General features: G+C 42.9%; 10 protein-coding genes. 6 read left to right on the top strand and 4 right to left on the bottom strand.

Going from position 1 to position 18,326, the window contains the following annotated elements; all coding sequences use genetic code 11:
* Positions 1 to 159: 159 nt before the first annotated feature.
* From rplS to BDI_RS11690, 3 genes are all read right to left on the bottom strand, one after another.
* Positions 160 to 507, bottom strand: a complete 348-nt coding sequence (rplS, locus tag BDI_RS11700) for a 50S ribosomal protein L19 (RefSeq protein ID WP_005854040.1) — start codon at positions 505 to 507, stop codon at positions 160 to 162.
* A gap of 137 nt (positions 508 to 644) precedes the next feature.
* Complete coding sequence (locus BDI_RS11695) at positions 645 to 1,661, bottom strand: DUF4249 domain-containing protein (RefSeq protein ID WP_011966826.1); 1,017 nt, start codon at positions 1,659 to 1,661, stop codon at positions 645 to 647.
* Positions 1,662 to 1,666: 5 nt separating this feature from the next.
* Complete coding sequence (locus tag BDI_RS11690) at positions 1,667 to 4,303, bottom strand: TonB-dependent receptor domain-containing protein (protein WP_005854042.1); 2,637 nt, start codon at positions 4,301 to 4,303, stop codon at positions 1,667 to 1,669.
* A 114-nt stretch (positions 4,304 to 4,417) separates the two neighbouring features.
* On the opposite strand from BDI_RS11690, the gene BDI_RS11685 reads away from it, so the two are divergent.
* Both BDI_RS11685 and BDI_RS11680 read left to right on the top strand, forming a co-directional pair.
* A complete protein-coding gene (locus BDI_RS11685) occupies positions 4,418 to 7,417 on the top strand; it encodes a glycoside hydrolase family 3 N-terminal domain-containing protein (protein ID WP_011966825.1) in 3,000 nt (999 codons plus the stop codon).
* A 46-nt stretch (positions 7,418 to 7,463) separates the two neighbouring features.
* Entirely contained in the window at positions 7,464 to 8,492 is a 1,029-nt protein-coding gene (locus tag BDI_RS11680; protein ID WP_008779949.1) for a pyridoxal phosphate-dependent aminotransferase, read from the top strand.
* Positions 8,493 to 8,543: 51 nt separating this feature from the next.
* Here the strand turns inward: BDI_RS11680 and BDI_RS11675 are convergent, their stop codons facing one another.
* Positions 8,544 to 9,125: an RNA polymerase sigma-70 factor gene (locus BDI_RS11675; protein ID WP_008779950.1), complete on the bottom strand. Its 582-nt coding sequence runs from the start codon at positions 9,123 to 9,125 to the stop codon at positions 8,544 to 8,546.
* A gap of 236 nt (positions 9,126 to 9,361) precedes the next feature.
* On the opposite strand from BDI_RS11675, the gene BDI_RS11670 reads away from it, so the two are divergent.
* The 4 genes from BDI_RS11670 to BDI_RS11655 all read left to right on the top strand — a co-directional run bounded on the left by BDI_RS11670 (position 9,362) and on the right by BDI_RS11655 (position 18,296).
* Complete coding sequence (locus BDI_RS11670; RefSeq protein ID WP_005854048.1) at positions 9,362 to 10,309, top strand: FecR family protein; 948 nt, start codon at positions 9,362 to 9,364, stop codon at positions 10,307 to 10,309.
* Between the two features lie 42 nt (positions 10,310 to 10,351).
* Positions 10,352 to 13,801, top strand: a complete 3,450-nt coding sequence (locus BDI_RS11665; protein WP_041525583.1) for a TonB-dependent receptor — start codon at positions 10,352 to 10,354, stop codon at positions 13,799 to 13,801.
* A gap of 20 nt (positions 13,802 to 13,821) precedes the next feature.
* The gene (locus BDI_RS11660; protein ID WP_008779952.1) at positions 13,822 to 15,453 is read left to right on the top strand and encodes a RagB/SusD family nutrient uptake outer membrane protein; all 1,632 of its coding nucleotides are present in this window, start codon (positions 13,822 to 13,824) and stop codon (positions 15,451 to 15,453) included.
* Positions 15,454 to 15,536: 83 nt separating this feature from the next.
* Positions 15,537 to 18,296 carry a GH92 family glycosyl hydrolase gene (locus tag BDI_RS11655; protein WP_011966823.1) on the top strand — a complete coding sequence of 920 codons (2,760 nt, stop codon included), beginning with the start codon at positions 15,537 to 15,539 and terminating at the stop codon, positions 18,294 to 18,296.
* Positions 18,297 to 18,326: the final 30 nt, after the last annotated feature.

Genomic DNA, 18,326 nt, shown 5'->3' with positions numbered 1-18,326 from the left:
TCTTTCAATGCCCATTCTAAGGTTCTTATAATGCCCATCGTAAGCTCCTTTGAATGGGCATTGTTAGATGCTTACGATAGGCATTGTAAGAAACGATAAACAAAAAGCCATCCGGCATTCCGCTGGATGGCTTTTCGTATGGCAATAGAATCGGAGAGATTAGACTCTCTTTTCTTTGATTCTTGCTTTCTTACCGGTAAGGGCACGCAAGTAGTACAATTTAGCACGACGTACTTTACCGACTTTGTTAACCGTGATGCTTTCGATAAACGGAGATTCGATCGGGAAAATTCTCTCTACACCTACGTTCTCAGACATCTTACGAACTGTGAAACGTTTTTTGTCGCCGTGACCGGAGATACGGATAACAACACCGCGATACTGCTGGATACGCTCTTTGTTACCCTCTTTGATACGGTAAGCTACCGTGATCGTATCACCACTCTTGAATGAAGGAAGTTCCTTCTTCGTAGCGAACGCTTCTTCTGCAATCTTAATTAAATCCATTGTTTATAGCTTTTTAATTGTAATTTATAATGAAACGCAATTTAACGGGCTACATTTCCCGACAGAGATTACGTAAAGCGGGTGCAAAGTAACGAAATAAATATTTGATTCGCAATAGATAGATGCTTTTTTGCTCGCTATTTGATTAAATCTTTTATGTCTACCAAGGATTCAAACCATTGACATCCACCAGCGATTCCCGTTCCTCCTTCCACATTGCTGTAGATTCGGACAGGCTCGGCCAGACCTACATTCGTAAGTCCGCCCATGATACCTTCATTCTTGATGTTTTGTAAAGATAGCAGATATTGGTAATAGGGTTCGGACAGGGAATATAAACGAATATGGCGTTTGGTATAATATTTAGTATCGGACCTAAGTTGTTCTTTTACTTGCAACGTGTATTCCTTCCCGTCGAACAGCTCGTCGGAAAATACCCGTCCCCGCCAATTTACCATCGAGGAGCCGAAAACCTCATCCAAGATACCTTGTTGCTGTGTGAATACGGGATCTACAGAGAAGTCCAACAGGACACCAAGATGGTCGTCATCTCCCCATATCTGTAGAGAATAGTAATTTGATTTACCCGGGGTATCTTGGAAAGTGATTTGATAGATAAGCACATCGTTTTCTTCTATGTAGGAGATATTCCCATCTCCATCGACAAGGGTACCGCCGTTGCCGGTAGCTTCTTTACGGGGAATTATGCGCAGGCCTTTGATTTCGGTCTTGGAAGGAATCTTATCTTCCGCCGAGGCTGTTCCATATTCCGGGGTGGAAGCTACAATCTTTACGGTTTGTCCGGGCTGTGGAACCGTATTCGATATATAAAGCGTATCTGTTACCCATCCACCTCGATCCTCTCCGAGCCAACGAGAAGATTTCCAATAGGAATATTCTTTCCAAGGCATCTCCTCCTTGAAGATCCCGTCTATGTATAATTCCACCTTGGCGTTTCGAATCGTCACGTCCGGCTTGCTCTCTGAGTGAAACCATGTGCGGGATATGCTGGCCATTACGACTGTATCCGGCGAGAAGGCCGAGTTGATCACCATTTTCGGTGTAGTACGATATTCCTCTAGGTCAAACTTCCTGTAGCAGGAGGTTAGGAGCAGGCTGGATAATAAGATTGATAAATAGAATATAGGTTTCATGTTCTTTAGAATTTATAAGTATATGATATAGACGGAATGATCGGTAAGAGCGATAACGTCTCGAAATAATGGCTGTAGTTTATCCAAGACCGCTTATGGATAGTTATCGGGTTCATCTGGCAATAAGCGTTATATACGCTGATATTCCAGATACCGAGATGGCCGTTCTTTTTAGGTCGATAAATATTAATCCCCAGATCTAAGCGGTGGTAAGCGGGGAGACGTACGTTATTACGCTCCGTGAAATAGTCCAAGCCTCCTTCCGGTAAGAGCGGAGGGACAGGAGTGAGGCCCAAATCCTCGTAATTCTCGAATGCCACCGTAACCCGGTTTCCGGTCATGAAAGTCCAGCTTCCTGTTAGTTCCAATTTCTCGTTGATCTTCCAGTTTGCGACGATATTCAGCTTATGGCGGTTATCGTATTTCGCGGGGAAACGTTTGCCATTATTAATCTCGTCGAACTGCCGGTCGCTCCACATTAGTCCGTATCCGATCCATCCTGTTATACGCCCCGTCTCTTTCCGGGCGATAAACTCCGCTCCATAGGCCCACCCCTTACCGGCGGCCAGTTTCTCCTCCCAACCGACGAACGAGGGTAAGAAGTTGTAACCATCTTTATAATCCAGTAAGTGATTCATCCATTTGTAATAACCTTCCACCGAGAAGGAATAGTTCTTGTGCAGATTGTAATAAGCGCCAACGGATACTTGATCACTCACCAATGGTTTTAATTTCTTGCTGACCGGCATCCACATATCGGTAGGGAGACTCATATAACTTTCGCTAATCTGATGTACGTATTGATTCATCCGGGCGTATGAGGCCTTAAGGCTTAGATCCCTCGTGAGCAGGAAGCGTACGGATAAACGAGGGTCTAAGGAGACATATGTCTTCTTTTGTATATTGTACATGTTCAGGCGTAATCCGGCGTTAGCCCGGACAATGGGAGATATCGCCCAGTCATCTTCGGCGAAAACAGCCAACTCATTCGCTGAAAGGCGCTCGTCTCCGGTAGTTCGTTTGGTCGGAGACAAATTCTCGGAGGTCTTTTCCTCGATATATTCCGGGCTGAAACGATGGTAAAGATAGTCGGTACCATAACGGATATGATGTGCCAAGGTAGGAATATAGTCGAAGTTCGCATGGACTCCGAAATCATTGATACCGTTTCGGGTTGAGGTCTCGATAAACCGTGAAGAATAATCTTTGTCACCCTCGGTTCCGTAGTATTGTGAAGTCTCTTGTTTTAGTTTGGATTGATAATGGGAATAAGCCAAGGTGACGGTACCGAACATCTTGTTGTTAAACACATACGACCAGCCGGAAGACAATGCGATGTTACCCCAGCGCATCTTTCCAAAGTCCTTGTTCTCGAAAGGGGTTATATTATCACCTACGGAGAACTCAGAACTTCCTCCTTTTAGGAAATCCTGTCCGAAATAGAAATTAACGTAAGCTTGGCTCCGGTCATTGATATGGTGGTTCACTTTTAGGTTCAGATCGGTAAAAGCATAGCGTGCGCTGAATTTCTCCCCCTTCTTTTTCTGAATTTTATTGTAGATCGCCAAACCCGGTGCGGATAAGGCATCCAGCCAAGAGCGACGGAAGGAGGCGTTGAACGAAGTCCGGTCTTTAATGATCGGCCCTTCGAAATTTAAGTTACCGGAGGTCAATCCTAGCATAGCGCTACCATGGTACTCTTTCATATTGCCATCTTTAGTATGCACATCCACTACGCTGGAAAGCCTTCCCCCATAGCGGGCGGGGAAAGCGGATTTATAAAAATCCACATCTTTCAAAGCCTCGGCGTTGAAAGCGGAGAAAAGTCCTCCGAGATGATTGACCTGATACAGTTGGATTCCGTCTATCATATACAGGTTCTCGTCTCCATTCCCCCCACGGACATACATCCCGGCTAATCCTTCCGTTCCGGCTGATACGCCGGGTTGGGTTTGCAGGGCTTTGATCACATCAGCCTCACCGAATAAGGTCGGGATGGTCTTGATCATCTTCCGGGTTATTTTAATCGTTCCCATCTGAGGGGCTTGTATCGGGTTTTGTGTGTCATTACTACCGGTAACGACAACTTCGGCCAATGCCTCACCGCTTTCCAGCAGAATTTCCATCACGGTATCCCGTTCGAGCGGTTGGAATGTATGTGAGAAACGTCCGTATCCGATGTAGGAAGTCTCCAGACGGACTACCCCGACCGGTAAGGTTAGACTGAAGAAACCGTGGTTATTGGTAGCTGTGCCCCTTTGTGTGCGAGAGTCATAAACGGAGGCCCCGATTAGATATTCTGTAGTCGCTTTATCCCGTACGAATCCGCTGATGGTTACTGAGCGGGGGAGTTTCTTCAAGATGATGTGGGTACCGTTTATCTGATAAGACAGAGGGAGCTTTTGGAATAGCCGGGTAAGGCATTCCGATATGGATTGGTTATCAGATTTGAATGTAATCCGGGAAATACCTTTGAGAATAGAAGGATCGTAGGAGAATGTCATGCCTGTTTGATGCTCTATTTTTTTCATGATTTCTTGGATCGGTTCTTGTTTAGCCTCGATACTGAGAGTCGGCGCCTGTCCCCAAGCGCTTGATTGAAAGCCGAAGATAATCAAGATTATGAGTAGTATTAGCTTCATGAAGTACTTCCTTTTTTATTACGAGACAGGAAAGATAGTAAAAACCCCTATCACAATTCACGTTACTATTGCGATATTTTCTTATTTTTGGAGAGTAATAATGATAATGTTGTGATGAGACAGATTGGTATCTTGCTTTTGTGTTGTATTTCCCTTTTATCGAGTGGGGCGCAAACAGTCCCGAACCTTTATCGTGCGGTGGATCAGGAAAAGATGAATCATTGGGTTGATTCCGTGTTTGACGCTATGAGTTATGATGAACGGATCGGGCAGTTATTTATGGTTATAGCGAATCCTAAATCCGATAACCGGAATATGCAACGGCTTATGCGTTACGTGAACGATATCAAGATCGGGGGCATCTTATTCCATAAAGGGGATCCGGTGACGCAGGCGGAGGTGACCAATCGTTTGCAAAAGGCTTCCCGGATTCCGATGTTGGTCTCTTTGGATGGGGAGTGGGGACTTTCCATGCGATTAAGTGGAACCACCCGTTTCCCGAAAAACATGATGCTAGGCGCTATCGAGGACAATGCCTTGATCGAGGAATATGGAAAAGAGGTGGGACGGCAGTGCCGGGAAATGGGAATTCATATAAATTTCGCTCCGGATATGGACGTGAATAGCAATGTGGATAATCCCGTGATCGGCCTGCGTTCGTTTGGCGAGAATCCGGAGGCTGTGTCGGAGAAAGGTATTGCTTACGCAAGAGGATTGGAAAATACGGGCATCTTGTCTGTCTCCAAACATTTCCCCGGACATGGAGATACTTCCGAGGACTCGCACGAGACATTACCCGTTGTGCGCCATAACCGGGCCCGCTTGGATAGCGTGGAACTTCTTCCTTTTAAACGTTATATATATGATGGGTTCGGCGGGATAATGACGGGACATCTTTACGTTCCAGCTTTGGATAAAAGTCATAAGCCGGCTTCTTTCTCCAAGGCGGTAGTGACGGATCTATTACAGAAAGAACTCGGTTTTCAAGGTCTGTGCTTTACGGATGCTTTAGCGATGAAAGGGGCTTCCACAAAGAAAACGGATAATCCTTCGGTGAAGGCTTTGCTTGCGGGGAATGATATCTTGCTCGCTCCGGCCGCTCCAATCAATGATTTTACGGCCGTGAAAGAGGCTATTGAAGAAGGGGTATTGGATCTGGAAGCGATCGAGGCCAAGTGCTTGAAAATATTAAGGTACAAATATATCGCTGGATTGAATGCCTATAAGCCGGTCGAAACAAAAGGCTTATCGAAACGTTTGAACTCTCCGCATGCGGCATGGATGGCGGCGAAGTTGAATTCGGAGGCTATTACTGTTTTGAAGAATGAGGATACGATCTTACCTCTTAAACAGTTGAATAAGAAAAAGATCGCAGCGCTCTCGATTGGAGACGGGGTTGGTAATGAGTTCCAGAAAATGCTGGGCGAATATGATTCGATCGCTTGCTTTAGTATCGGACGGCGTTCTACGGCTACCCAAGTCCAACAGGTTTATAATAAATTGCAAAAATACGACGTGATCATTTGTGGCGTGCATACGATTCGCATTCCCGAGAGTTTAGCGTTGAGGCAGTTGGCTGCGAAGAAAGAGTTGGTCTATACTTTCTTTACCTTACCATATGCTTGTAAGGAATATAAGAAGTCGATCGAGAAGGCGAAGGCGGTCGTGTTGGCTTACGAGGGCACTCCCTTAGCGCAGGAATATGCGGCCCAAGTGATATTCGGTGGTATTGCGGCGAAAGGGAAACTTCCGGTTTCAATTCCGGGATTGTATTATGCGGGTACTGGTATTTTTACGGAGAAGACTCGTTTGGGGTATCACCAGCCAGAAGAGGTGGGAGCGAATCCGGACCGTTTGGATGTAATTGAGTCGATCGTTAAAGAGGGATTGGATGAGAAGGCTTATCCCGGATGCCAAGTGTTGGTTGCGAAGGACGGCATGATTATCTATAATAAATCGTTTGGTTATTTTGATTACGAAAGTAGGCAGCCGGTCACGGAGGCGTCAGTTTATGACTTGGCTTCGGCATCGAAGGCGGCGGGGACTTTATTGGCAGTCATGAAAGCGTATGATGAGAAGAAATTCACCTTGAACAATAAGATCTCCGATTTTATACCGGAGTTGAAAGAGTCTAATAAAAAGGATTTATCGATAAAAGAGTTACTATATCATCAATCGGGAGTGACTCCAACTATTAATTTCTATCTGGATGCTATTGATAAGGATAGTTATAAAGGCAGTTTATATAGTTCGGCGAAGAACGCCACGCACCCGGTTCGTTTTGACGCTAAAACGTATGTCCGGAATGATTTTAAATATCTTCCGGATATAGTATCAGATACACGGAAACCCGGATTTACGACTGAGGTAGCCCGTAATTTCTATGTGAGTGATTCCTTTAAAGATACGATCCTTCAAGATATCAAGAAATCCCGTTTGGGTACGAGAGGTAGGTACGTATATAGTTGCGTGAATTTCATTATGCTGAAAATGATGGTGGAAAATCTGATGAAATCTCCGATGGACCAGCTTCTTCGGGATGATTTCTACAGCGGGTTAGGGGCTTGGCATACCACTTATAATCCGTTGAAGCGAATGGATACCTTGCAAATTGTACCTACGGAACAAGATGGATTTGTCCGCCGCCAATTGCTTCGCGGATATGTACATGATGAGGCAGCCGCTTTTCAAGGGGGTGTTTCTGGAAACGCCGGATTATTTTCGAATGCGAATGATTTGGCGAAGGTGCTCCAATTGATGCTAAACCAAGGGACTTATGGCGGCGAGCGCTATCTTTCTTTGGAAACCAGCCGTTTGTTTACACAAAGCAAGAGCCCGACTTGCCGTAGAGGGTTAGGCTTTGATAAGCCGGTGATTGGTAATCCGAAAGCCTCGCCTTGTGGGGCTTTGGCTCCCGCCTCGGTCTATGGACATACAGGATTTACGGGTACTTGTTTTTGGGTAGATCCGGATAACCAGCTTATTTATATATTTTTGAGTAACCGGGTGAATCCTAGCCGGGCAAATAATAAACTGGGATCGCTTGATATACGTACTCGCATACAGGATGCGATCTATAAGGCGATTGATAGGAAAAGCCAAAAAGATTCGTAATTTTGTGACAGTTTTAACAGATAGGTATTAATTAAAAAGCAGGTATATGTTATACGGACACGGTGATGATTTTTATAACGCAAAGAACGAGGTAAAGATAAACTTTAGCTCGAATGTGTGGCACGGAGCTAATTTAGATAAACTGAAGGAACATTTGATCGAGCATTTTGATAAGCTGACTCGTTATCCGGAGCCGGACGCCGCTACTTTGAAAAGATTGTTGGCCCGCCGGTATGAGATCAAGGAAGAGAATATTGTAGTGACGAATGGCTCGATCACGGCTTTTTATTTGTTAGCGCAAGCTTGGCGAGGTGCGAAATCCATGATCGCTATTCCTTCTTTCTCTGAATATGAGGACGCTTGCCGTTTGCATGAGCATGAGATCTCTTTCTTCCCGACATCGGACGATTTATCAGAGTTATCCTTGGAGGGACAGGATTTCTGTTGGATTTGTAATCCGAATAATCCGGATGGAAAGCTGATCCACCGTACGGAGCTTCTCCGTTTGATCTCGGCGAATCCGCAGACTACCTTCATTATTGACCAGGCATACGTGGCTTTTACGACGGAAGACATGCTAAAGCCGAGTGACGTGAAAACGCATAAGAACTTAATCCTTGTCCAGTCTATCTCGAAGGCCTATAATATCCCCGGCTTGCGTATCGGTTATCTGGTCGCTTCTCCGGAGATTGCGGAGAAAGTGAACAAGTATATCATACCTTGGTCGGTAAATGCTATCGCTATCGAGGCAAGTAAATATATCTTGATCCATCCGGCGCAATTTACGTTGCCGATCCGTAAATGGCAGCGTGAGACAGCGGATTTTATTTATCAATTAAGTAAATTGGATGGCTTGGAGGTAATCCCGACCTCTACGACTTTCTTCCTTGTCCGTTTGAAGAAGGGTACAGCCGCTGATTTAAAGCAATTCCTTTTAGATAATTACGGGATCTTGATCCGTGACGCTTCGAATTTCCGGGGCTTGGATGAGACTTATCTACGGCTCTCTACCCAGAAGTCTGATGAGAACCAGATCTTACTTGAAGGGGTGAAGGTTTGGTTGGAGCAACAATAAATTGAGGACGAGAAACTTCCGGAGGTATGTGGGTATTTCCGGAAGTTTTTGTTAAAATAGCCAACCAATGAACAGGGGCAAGTAGTCTTTCAACTCTGTCTTTAATATTTCAATCGCCTTATTTTTATATCTTTCTACTGTCCGTATGGATATTTGCATATCCTCCGCGATCTCGCCGTAACTCTTATTCTCAAAGCGATTCTTCTCGAATACATATCGATAGTTTTCAGGTAATTTAGCAAGTGCCTCTCGAAGTAGGGTTTGTAATTCTTCCCAAGTATAAAGCTCCTCGCCACTTTCCGCATAGATAGGGATTTGCTCTTGAGAGAATTGGTCTACATATTCTTCGTGATTGCGTTGCAGATAGTTGAGACTGTGGTTCTTGGTAGCTGTGATGAGATAATTGCGCGCGGAAGTTCTTATTACGATGCGTTTACGATTTTCCCAGATGGAGGAAAAAACTTCCTGTACGATATCTTCTCTCGTTTCCCGGTCAGAGATAAAACGTTTGGTATATATGCAAAGAGCCGGATAATATAACTCAAATAAACGTTGGAAGGAGAGCTTATTATCCTCGGTCGTGATTTGCCGTAAAAGGAAATCGATATCAGTCATTGTTGGATTTCTTTCCATAATGAGACAAATGTATATATTTTTAGAATATATTCCCCTTTGTTTCACAAGCTAAAATCCTTGCTTTTTGTGCAATTGGTGAGGAGGGCCCACACATATATACGTGTTGGGCAATACCTGCTTAGGTGATTTCCTTGCTTTATTGTGGGGTACAAGAGGAAGAAAAATATAAAAAAAGTCGTTTTGCTGTCGTGTTTTTGTTTTGACTGTGTCTATATAGAAAAAGACAATCATATATGCGAGAAAGCGGAGACGAAAAAAGTACATTACGGCAGATTGAGAAGATTAAAGCTCTGTCTGAGGATATGCTAGAATACCAAGCGATAGATGTGCATAAGGCTTGGCAAAGCATGGAACGTCGTGCTAAGCGGAAAGCCTCTATGAGGATGTTTTCGTTGTTTTTTACCCGTGCCGCAGCTATTCTTGTAGTACCGTTGCTCATATCCTCGTTATTTTTTTCTTATTTATATTATACCACAGGTAGGAATGTTAAGACGGGGGCATCTGTGGTTTTTGCGGAGATTAGTTCCATGCCTGGTACAATTACCCGTTTGGTGTTACCTGATCAATCTGTTGTTTGGTTGAATGCCGGCAGCCGCTTGGTTTATCCATCGGTCTTTGATGAGAAAGAACGTAAAGTTCAGCTCTTTGGTGAGGGCTATTTTGAAGTTGAAGCCGATCCGGAACATCCTTTTAGTGTGTCTACCTCTGAGGGATTGCGGGTAATAGCGTATGGAACGAAGTTCAATGTGAATGCCTATGACGATGAACCTTTTATCGAGGCTGTGCTGGAAAAAGGAAAGATCGATGTTATCCGGAACGATGAACGGATCCGCTTGGAACCGAACAAACAGGTCGTGCTTAATAAGGAAAGCGGTGTGTTCCGTGTTTCTGCTGTCAATTTGGATGAGAAGATGGATTGGAGAAAGGGGCGGATGGTATTTCGAAATACTCCTTTAGAGAAGGTACTAAAGCGACTGGAAAAACGATATAATGTGGAGATCGTACTGCATAAGAACTCGAATGCGGAGTATAAATACCGTGCGACTTTCACAAATGAGACCTTGGAGCAAATATTGGATTATCTAAAACAGACTGCCCCTATTGAATGGTCTGCCCGACAACTTTCCTCTCATTCGGATTCCACGTTTGTCCGGCAGAGGATAGATGTTTATCAACGATAAAAAATCATTTCAAAATAAATTTTGTGTAATCACTAAATCTACATGCTTATGAGTGCATTTCATTTACGTAAGAGGAATCTTACTCGGTATTTACCTCAATCGAATCGTATCTTAAATCTTGGTACGGCATTTACATTCTTGACTGCCTTCCAGTTATATGCAGGTACCTCTTATTCACAGACAACAACACTTTCCTTGTCGTTGAAAAACGCTACGTTGGAGCAAGCGATCGATCGGATAGAGGAGGAAACGGGTTATTCATTCTTGTATGCGGATCATGTTTTGGATGTGAGTCGTATTGTCAATTTAGAGGCCAATAATAAGGATATTAATTTGGTTTTATCCCGGGTTTTCGATAATATGAATGTCGATTATAAGATTGTAGATAAGCAGATTATCTTATCTCGTAAATTAGAGTCTATTCCTTTGGCACAGCAACAAGGACGCATGGTACAAGGAGTCGTGTTGGATTCGAACCAAGAACCAGTAATCGGCGCTAATGTATTGGTGAAGGGAACGACTGTCGGTACGATTACAGATATTGAGGGGCGTTTCACGTTGGAAGTTCCGAATAATGCTGTATTGGTTGTTTCTTATATTGGTTATTTATCTACAGAGCTGGTACCCGGTTCAAAGACGGATTTGACCATTTCGTTGAAAGAGGACTCACAAAACTTGGACGAGATTGTGGTCGTAGGTTATGGTGTATCGCGTAAAAAAGATCTTACGGGTGCGGTTTCGGTCTTGAAGATCGATGACTTGAAAGATACACCGGTTTCTAGCGTAGATCAAATGATGCAGGGTAAGCTCTCCGGAGTGAACGTGATGCCGGATAATATGCCGGGTGGAGGAGTTGCGGTGCGTATTCGCGGTTTCAGTACGATCCGTAACAATGATCCGCTTTATATCATTGATGGTATTCCTGTGGATGGTGGTATCAATTTCTTGAATCCAAACGATATCGAATCTATGCAGGTGTTGAAGGATGCTTCCTCTGCCTCTATCTATGGAGCTCGTGCCGCTAATGGTGTCGTTATCATCAATACAAAAAGAGGAAAAGAGGGTGAATTTAATGTCAATTTAGATGCTTACTTTGGTGTACAAAAAGCGGCGAAACAATTGAGGATGTTGAATGCGCAACAGTTTGGCGATATGTTGTGGCAGGCAATGAAAAATGATGGAAAAACTCCTTCGCATGATATCTACGGAAATGGTGATCAGGCAGTTGTTCCTGAATATTTGGATAGTGATCATTTAATCCCTTCCGATGACGTGGATTGGGTCGATGAGATTTTACGTGCGGCCGTAGTACAGTCTTATAATCTCTCTTTTACGAAAGCGGATAAAAAATCTAATCAATTATTCTCGTTGGGATACTATGATCAGCAGGGATTGGTTAAGTTTAGCGATTTTAAGCGTGTGAGTGGTCGTTTTAATTCCGAGTATAAATTGTTTGATGATCATTTCCGTATAGGAGAAAATATCTCTCTTTCTCATTCTTGGGGAACTAGTGTCTCTAACAATGCCGCCTTGGGAGGAACTTTGTATGAGGCTTATAAATTCCAGTCTATCACGCCCGTGAAAAATCTGGAAGATGAGTATGCCGGAAATGTATTCTCGGATATTCCGAATCCTATGGGTAAATTGTATAGGAACAAGGATAATCAAGATAAGAAGAGCCGTTTGGTAGGTAATTTGTATGCCGAGTTGCATTTGTTCGATGGGCTTATGTTTAAGACCTCTTTTGGTGTTGATTACAATAATCTGTATAGACGTTCTTTCAGTCCAAAATATGATGAGTTGAATGCCTCGGAGAAATTAAGTAGTTTATCCAACCGAAATGCTTGGAATTTTAACTGGGTATTCACGAATACCTTGACTTATAATAAGACATTTGGCGACCATACGATCAATGCCTTATTAGGTATGGAGTCTTTGAGAAATAGATATGAGTATTTTACAGCTTCAAGAGACGGTTTTCCGTCAGACGATCCTAACTTCCGTTTTTTAGATGCGGGAGATGTAGGAACCCAGAAGAACTCGGGTGCTGCTACGGAGTATAGTATGGTCTCTTATTTCGGTAAGCTCGATTATAATTATCATGATCGGTATTTGGTGGCGTTTACTTTGCGTCGGGATGGTTCATCTCGTTTAGGTAATAACAAATGGGGTAATTTCCCTGCGGCATCAGTTGGATGGCGCATTAGTAATGAGCCGTTTTTTGATGTTGAGGCAATTAGTAATTTGAAAGTACGCGTTGGTTGGGGACAGAATGGAAACTCGGATGTTCCGTCGTATGCGACGATTGACTCATATAAGAGTAATTCTACGAACTCGAATTACCCGATTGATGGAAATCAAAGTGGTGTAGATCTAGGATTGGTGCAGACTCGAAACGGAAACGTTAATTTGAAATGGGAGACAACCACACAAACGAATGTCGGTGTGGATTTGGGTTTTTTGAATGGTGACTTGAATTTGACTTTGGACTATTTTAATAAAGATACCAAGGACTTATTGTGGCGTAGAGCCTTACCTGCCTCGATCGGGGGAACAAATATGACTGTTTGGGATAATGTAGGTAAGATGAACAACAAAGGTTTTGAGATGGAGATAAATTATCAAAAGCAAATCAATCAGGATTTTGGTTTCTCTGTCGCATATAACTTCTCTGTTATCAAGAATAAAATGACCGAACTGAATGGGGTGGATTATATAGGTCTTTCCAGTAGTGAACTTCACGGACGTAATTTCGATCAAGAGACTTCTCGTTCAGCGGTAGGACAACCGATCGGATCCTTCTTCGTGTATGAGGCTGATGGTCTGTTCCAAAGCGATGCGGAGATCCAAAACTATAAGAATGATAGAGGTGAGTTATTACAACCGAATGCGAAACCGGGTGATATTCGCTTCAAGGATTTGAATGGAGATGGCGTTATCAATAGTGATGACCGCGATTTCAAGGGAAGTCCGTTGCCTGATTGTAGCATGGGGTTGACGTTGGGTTTCAATTATAAAAACTTTGATGTTAGTGCCTTCTTCCAAGGTGTATTTGGTAATGAGGTCTATAATTTGACGAATTATTTGGGTGAGTTTTATAACCAAGCTCAATATAATAAAAATTCTACGATCTTGGATGCTTGGCGTCCGGATAATACGGATACGGATATACCTCGTGTCACATTGGATGATCCGAATAATAATATTCGTCCTTCTACCTATTATATCCATAATGCCTCTTTTGTCCGTTTAAAGAACTTAAAGGTGGGGTATACACTACCGGATAAAGTAGCATCTAAGTTGAAGTTGAAACGTACGTATATTTATTTGCAAGGACAGAACTTGTTTACCATAACGGGATATGAAGGTATTGATCCGGAGGTTGGTTTGCAGAGTTATTCTTCTGAGAACCGTAATTTGGATATGGGGGTGGATCGTGGAGTGTATCCATTACCAAGAACATTTACTTTAGGGGTTAACGTTAGTCTTTAACATAAAAAGAGATATATACAATGAAAAAGATATTTTATTTTGCGGCATCAGCGTTGATGATGTGTTCTTGTGCGGACTCATTCCTTTCTGAGGAGCCTGTGGGTGAGTTCTTGCCCGGACAGGTAGAGAGTGAGGAAAATATAGAGGGTATCGTGACCGGTGCATATGCTGTGTTGGATGGGTATTATGCCTCTGATGCGATTAATTCCGGTTGCTCAAACTGGCAGTTCGGGGATGTTGTCTCTGACGATGCGTATAAAGGTGGCGGCGGTACCGGTGACCAGAACCAAATCCATTTGATGGAGATCTTTAATGCGAATCCCACAGGGATTGACTTTGAAGCTCGATGGGCTGCTCTTTATGAGGGAATAAAACGTTGTAACCAAGCGATTCGTTTATTGAATGGTAGTGAGGTTAAAAACAAGGAACAGCGTTTAGCTGAGATGCGCTTTTTGAGGGGGCATTATTATTTCAACTTAAAAATCATTTATAATCAGATTCCTTGGATCGATGAAACGTTGGTGGATCCAAATGAATACAATAAGAAATCGAATATCGAGTTTTCATCCGATCAATTGTGGGAGAAGATTTTAGAAGAGTTCTCTGCTGCTTATAAAGTATTGCCGGAGAGCCAAGCGGATTATGGCCGGCCTACTAAAATGGCAGCTAGAGCTTATATGGCAAAGGTTTATTTATATCAGTCCAAGTGGAAAGAATGTTTGGAAGCTTGTGATGAGGTGATTCAATCTGGAAAATATGAGCTATTCCCTGATTTCCGGAATGTGTTCTTGCCTGAAAATGATAATTGCTCGGAGATTATCTTTGCGATCCAGCTGTCCATTAATGATGGTTCTCCCAATAATGAGAACGGAAGTTATGGCGATCGCTTGTTGCCTCCGGGAGGTCCTTATCCTGTATATGGCTTTTTGCGGCCGACTCAAAATTTGGTAAATGCTTATAAAACGGATGTTAAAGGCTTGCCTTATAATGATGGTAAAGATGTGTCAGAGAATGACTATGTAGATGTTCGTTTGGATCATACATTAGCTAGACCAAATATACCGTTTATGGATGTACAATTGTATGATTGGACTCCTAGAGAGGCTAGTGTGTATGGCCCGTATAGCCCGAAGAAGCGTTTGGTTTCATTGAATTCTACTTATTATTCGCCGATATGGCCTTATGTGAATGCTTTGAATTTCTATGTGATTCGTTATGCGGATTTGTTATTGTGGAGAGCTGAGGCTGCTATTGAGACAGGTGATTTAGAGACTGGGCGTAAGTATATCAATATGATTAGGGAGCGTGCGAAAAATACTCAGCATGTCAAGACAATGGATCAATCACAAGATGCTGCTAATTATAAGGTAGGGGTTTATGATGAGCCTTTTAAATCAAAAAATGAAGCCGTGCAAGCGTTACGTATGGAGAGACGTTTGGAGATGGCGCATGAGGGAATTCGTTTCTTTGATTTGGTGCGTTGGGGTGTCGCGGATGAAGTTATCAACGCTTATATCGCCAAAGAGAAAGTGTTCCGTTCCCACTTGCAAAATGCTCATTTCGTAAAAGGTAAGCATGAGTATTTCCCGATACCTCAGTCTATGATTGATATTTGTGGTACGGAAGTAATGAAACAGAATCCGGGTTATTGATAAATTAAATGAAAGAAAAGGCGGTGTGTCAAATAGTTTAATATCCATTTGATGCACCGCTTTTTCACGATGTAATAAAAAATATGAAGCAGCTAGGAGTTATTTTATATCTATTGTGTTTGACTACCTGTTATGAGTTATGGGCAACCCCTCATAATGTCGCTTATCAAGCTAAAGTTTCCTGTTCGTCTGCCTTGAGCCAAGAGCAGGAAGGTAAGTATGTGATAGATCAGGTGATTCGTATTTCCGGAAAGGGAGAATGGGTAGCCAAGACAAAATTGGATGCGCGTGGTCGGGTGTATCCGTATCCTTGGATACAATTAGATTGGGATCATGCGATTTATACGAATAAGGTTATTTTATACGATCGGGTGGATGAGCGAAGCCATTGTGCTGCGGGTACCTTGTTCTTTAGTGACGGTAGTTCGGTAACGGTTAATTTGATTCCCAATGATGGAGCGCCAAGGGTGGTTGAATTTGATACTCGGAAGACGGAATGGATTCGTTTTCAAATGACGGATGGAGAAGGACAAGATTTAGGGCTGTCTGAGATAGAGGTGTATCCTGCTCCTGAGTCTTATCCGGATTATATCTCTTGGGTGAATCCTTATGTCGAGACCGCTAAAGGTCGATATTTTTTCTTTGTGACCGGAAGTTTGCCTTTCGGTATGATAAGTTCCGCTCCATTAACCCGCAATATCAATCAAGGAGGAGGAGGTTATAATTATAATTCTACTAAGGTTTTAGGCTTCCCTCAAATTCATAATTGGATGATTTCAGGATTGTCTTTGATGCCGGTGAAAGATGAGGTAGATGTTTGCAGAGGAGATAAGGTTTGGCGTTCTTCTTTTTCTCATGATGATGAGATTGTCCAACCTGGTTATCACCGTTTGTTCTTGGATACTTATAAAATATGGGTAGAACAGACGGTTACGGATAGGGTAGGACTTTATCGTTTTACGTATACGCAAGATGGTTTGGCGAAGGTCTTGGTAAATCTGGGAGGTCATATAGCTACTTCTACTTTGTTGAACGCTCATGTGACAAAGGTGAATGATACAGAGATCTCCGGATATTTTGATACGGCTGGTCGTGTATGGGGAGGTGTCGATGTGGCTAAAGTTTATTTTGTTGTTCAATTTGATAAACCTATGGATGCTTTGAACGGTTGGGTTGGAGATAGAAAGGAAACGGATATCAATAGTTTGATAGGTTCTCCAGAATTAATTACCGTGCCTAAGTCTTCTTTTAAACAATCTCCTTCTTCTGGCGTAGAAGCTTGTTTTGGATCTTTTAAGGCTGGTGATGAGCTATTGTTGAAGACCGCTATCTCTTATGTGAGTGAGGAAAATGCCCGTGAGAATATAGAGCGGGAATGTCAACATTGGGATTTTGATCAAGTTAAGAGTGCGTCCGAGCGTATTTGGAATGAGTGGTTGGGAAAAATTGATGTGCAAGGTGGTTCTTTTCAGCAAAAGACCAAGTTTTATACCGATTTGTGGCACGTATTGTTGGGGCGTCATAAGATAGATGATAGCAATGGCGAGTATCCGGATTATTTGTCCGGAGGAGAACGTATTGGAAAACAAACAAGGATACATACGATTGCTCCTAAATTCCAAGTACGGACTTTGCCTAAAGATAAAACAGGAAAATCAAGGTTTCATATGTATAATTCAGATGCTCTATGGTTGACACAGTGGAATTTAAACACGTTGTGGGGACTGGCGTATCCTTCTGTTTTAGACGAGTTTTCCGCTTCTTTTATCGAATATGACAAGAATGGAGGTCTATTACCTCGTGGGCCGTCCATAGGGTCTTATACTTATATTATGACGGGCTGTCCGGCTACCTCCTTGATTACTTCCGCTTATCAGCGGGGGGTGTTTCATAAATGGTTGCCCAAGGAGGGATATGCGGCTATGAAAAGGAATCATGAGAAAGGTGGTATGCTTGCCTTTGATATGGATAAAGAGTTGGAGTTCTATATTAAACATGGATATTGCCCAGAAGAGGCTGGCTTGACTATTCAATGGGCCTTTGAGGATTGGGCTTTGGGAGAAATGGCGAAAGCTATGGGAAAACTCAAGGATTATAATTATTATAGAAATCGTTCCTTGGGCTGGCCTGCGTCTTGGCATCCGGATTTGAGGTTGATGATGCCTAGAAAAGAAACAGGAGAGTGGGTCCATTTGGATCCTTTGTCCGAGCGTGGGTTTGTACAAGCCAATGCTTGGCAGGCTACTTTTGGATTATCTCATGACATTGAAACATTGGCTCGTTTGATGGGAGGTAATGACAGCTTAGCTACTCAATTGAATTATGTGTTTGAGATGTCGAAAAATGCAAGATTCCTGTCTAGTTATGTTAGTTATGCCAATCAACCCGGTTGCTCGAATGCGCACGTTTTCTCACATGTAGGAAAGCCTTGGCTGACTCAATATTGGGTGCGTCAGGTCGCTAAACAGACCTATGGTGATATTACGCCAGAGCGGGGCTACGGCGAAAATGATGAAGATCAAGGACAGATGGCTGGAATAAGTGCACTGATGGCTATGGGATTATTCAGTTTGGATGGAGGCTCTGCCTATAATCCGATGTATGATATTACAAGCCCTGTTTTCAATGAGATTACGATTCGATTGGATTCTCGGTATTATAAAGGGAACGAGTTTAAGATTAAAGTACATGATAACTCCCCAGAGAATTGTTATATCCAGAAAGCTTCTTTGAACGGAGAGATGTATCATAAATATCAATTGCCGCATACCGTATTTGAGCAAGGTGGCCTTTTGGAATTATGGCTTGGCGATAAACCAAACAAGGAATGGGGAACTCAATAACGATTTGGGCATATCTCTCAATTTGCATGA

The organism is Parabacteroides distasonis ATCC 8503 (genome assembly GCF_000012845.1).
Taxonomy (GTDB): domain Bacteria; phylum Bacteroidota; class Bacteroidia; order Bacteroidales; family Tannerellaceae; genus Parabacteroides; species Parabacteroides distasonis.
The sequence above is the reverse complement of the archived record's forward strand: the minus strand, read 5'-3'. Positions and strand labels throughout refer to the sequence as shown.

Excerpts from the sequence above, each read along its gene's own strand:
- rplS (WP_005854040.1), bottom strand. The coding sequence starts at position 507 with ATGGATTTAATTAAGATTGCAGAAGAAGCGTTCGCTACGAAGAAGGAA.
- BDI_RS11670 (WP_005854048.1), top strand. The coding sequence starts at position 9,362 with ATGCGAGAAAGCGGAGACGAAAAAAGTACATTACGGCAGATTGAGAAG.
- BDI_RS11660 (WP_008779952.1), top strand. The coding sequence starts at position 13,822 with ATGAAAAAGATATTTTATTTTGCGGCATCAGCGTTGATGATGTGTTCT.
- BDI_RS11675 (WP_008779950.1), bottom strand. The coding sequence starts at position 9,125 with ATGGAAAGAAATCCAACAATGACTGATATCGATTTCCTTTTACGGCAA.
- BDI_RS11665 (WP_041525583.1), top strand. The coding sequence starts at position 10,352 with ATGCTTATGAGTGCATTTCATTTACGTAAGAGGAATCTTACTCGGTAT.
- BDI_RS11695 (WP_011966826.1), bottom strand. The coding sequence starts at position 1,661 with ATGAAACCTATATTCTATTTATCAATCTTATTATCCAGCCTGCTCCTA.
- BDI_RS11685 (WP_011966825.1), top strand. The coding sequence starts at position 4,418 with ATGAGACAGATTGGTATCTTGCTTTTGTGTTGTATTTCCCTTTTATCG.
- BDI_RS11680 (WP_008779949.1), top strand. The coding sequence starts at position 7,464 with ATGTTATACGGACACGGTGATGATTTTTATAACGCAAAGAACGAGGTA.
- BDI_RS11690 (WP_005854042.1), bottom strand. The coding sequence starts at position 4,303 with ATGAAGCTAATACTACTCATAATCTTGATTATCTTCGGCTTTCAATCA.
- BDI_RS11655 (WP_011966823.1), top strand. The coding sequence starts at position 15,537 with ATGAAGCAGCTAGGAGTTATTTTATATCTATTGTGTTTGACTACCTGT.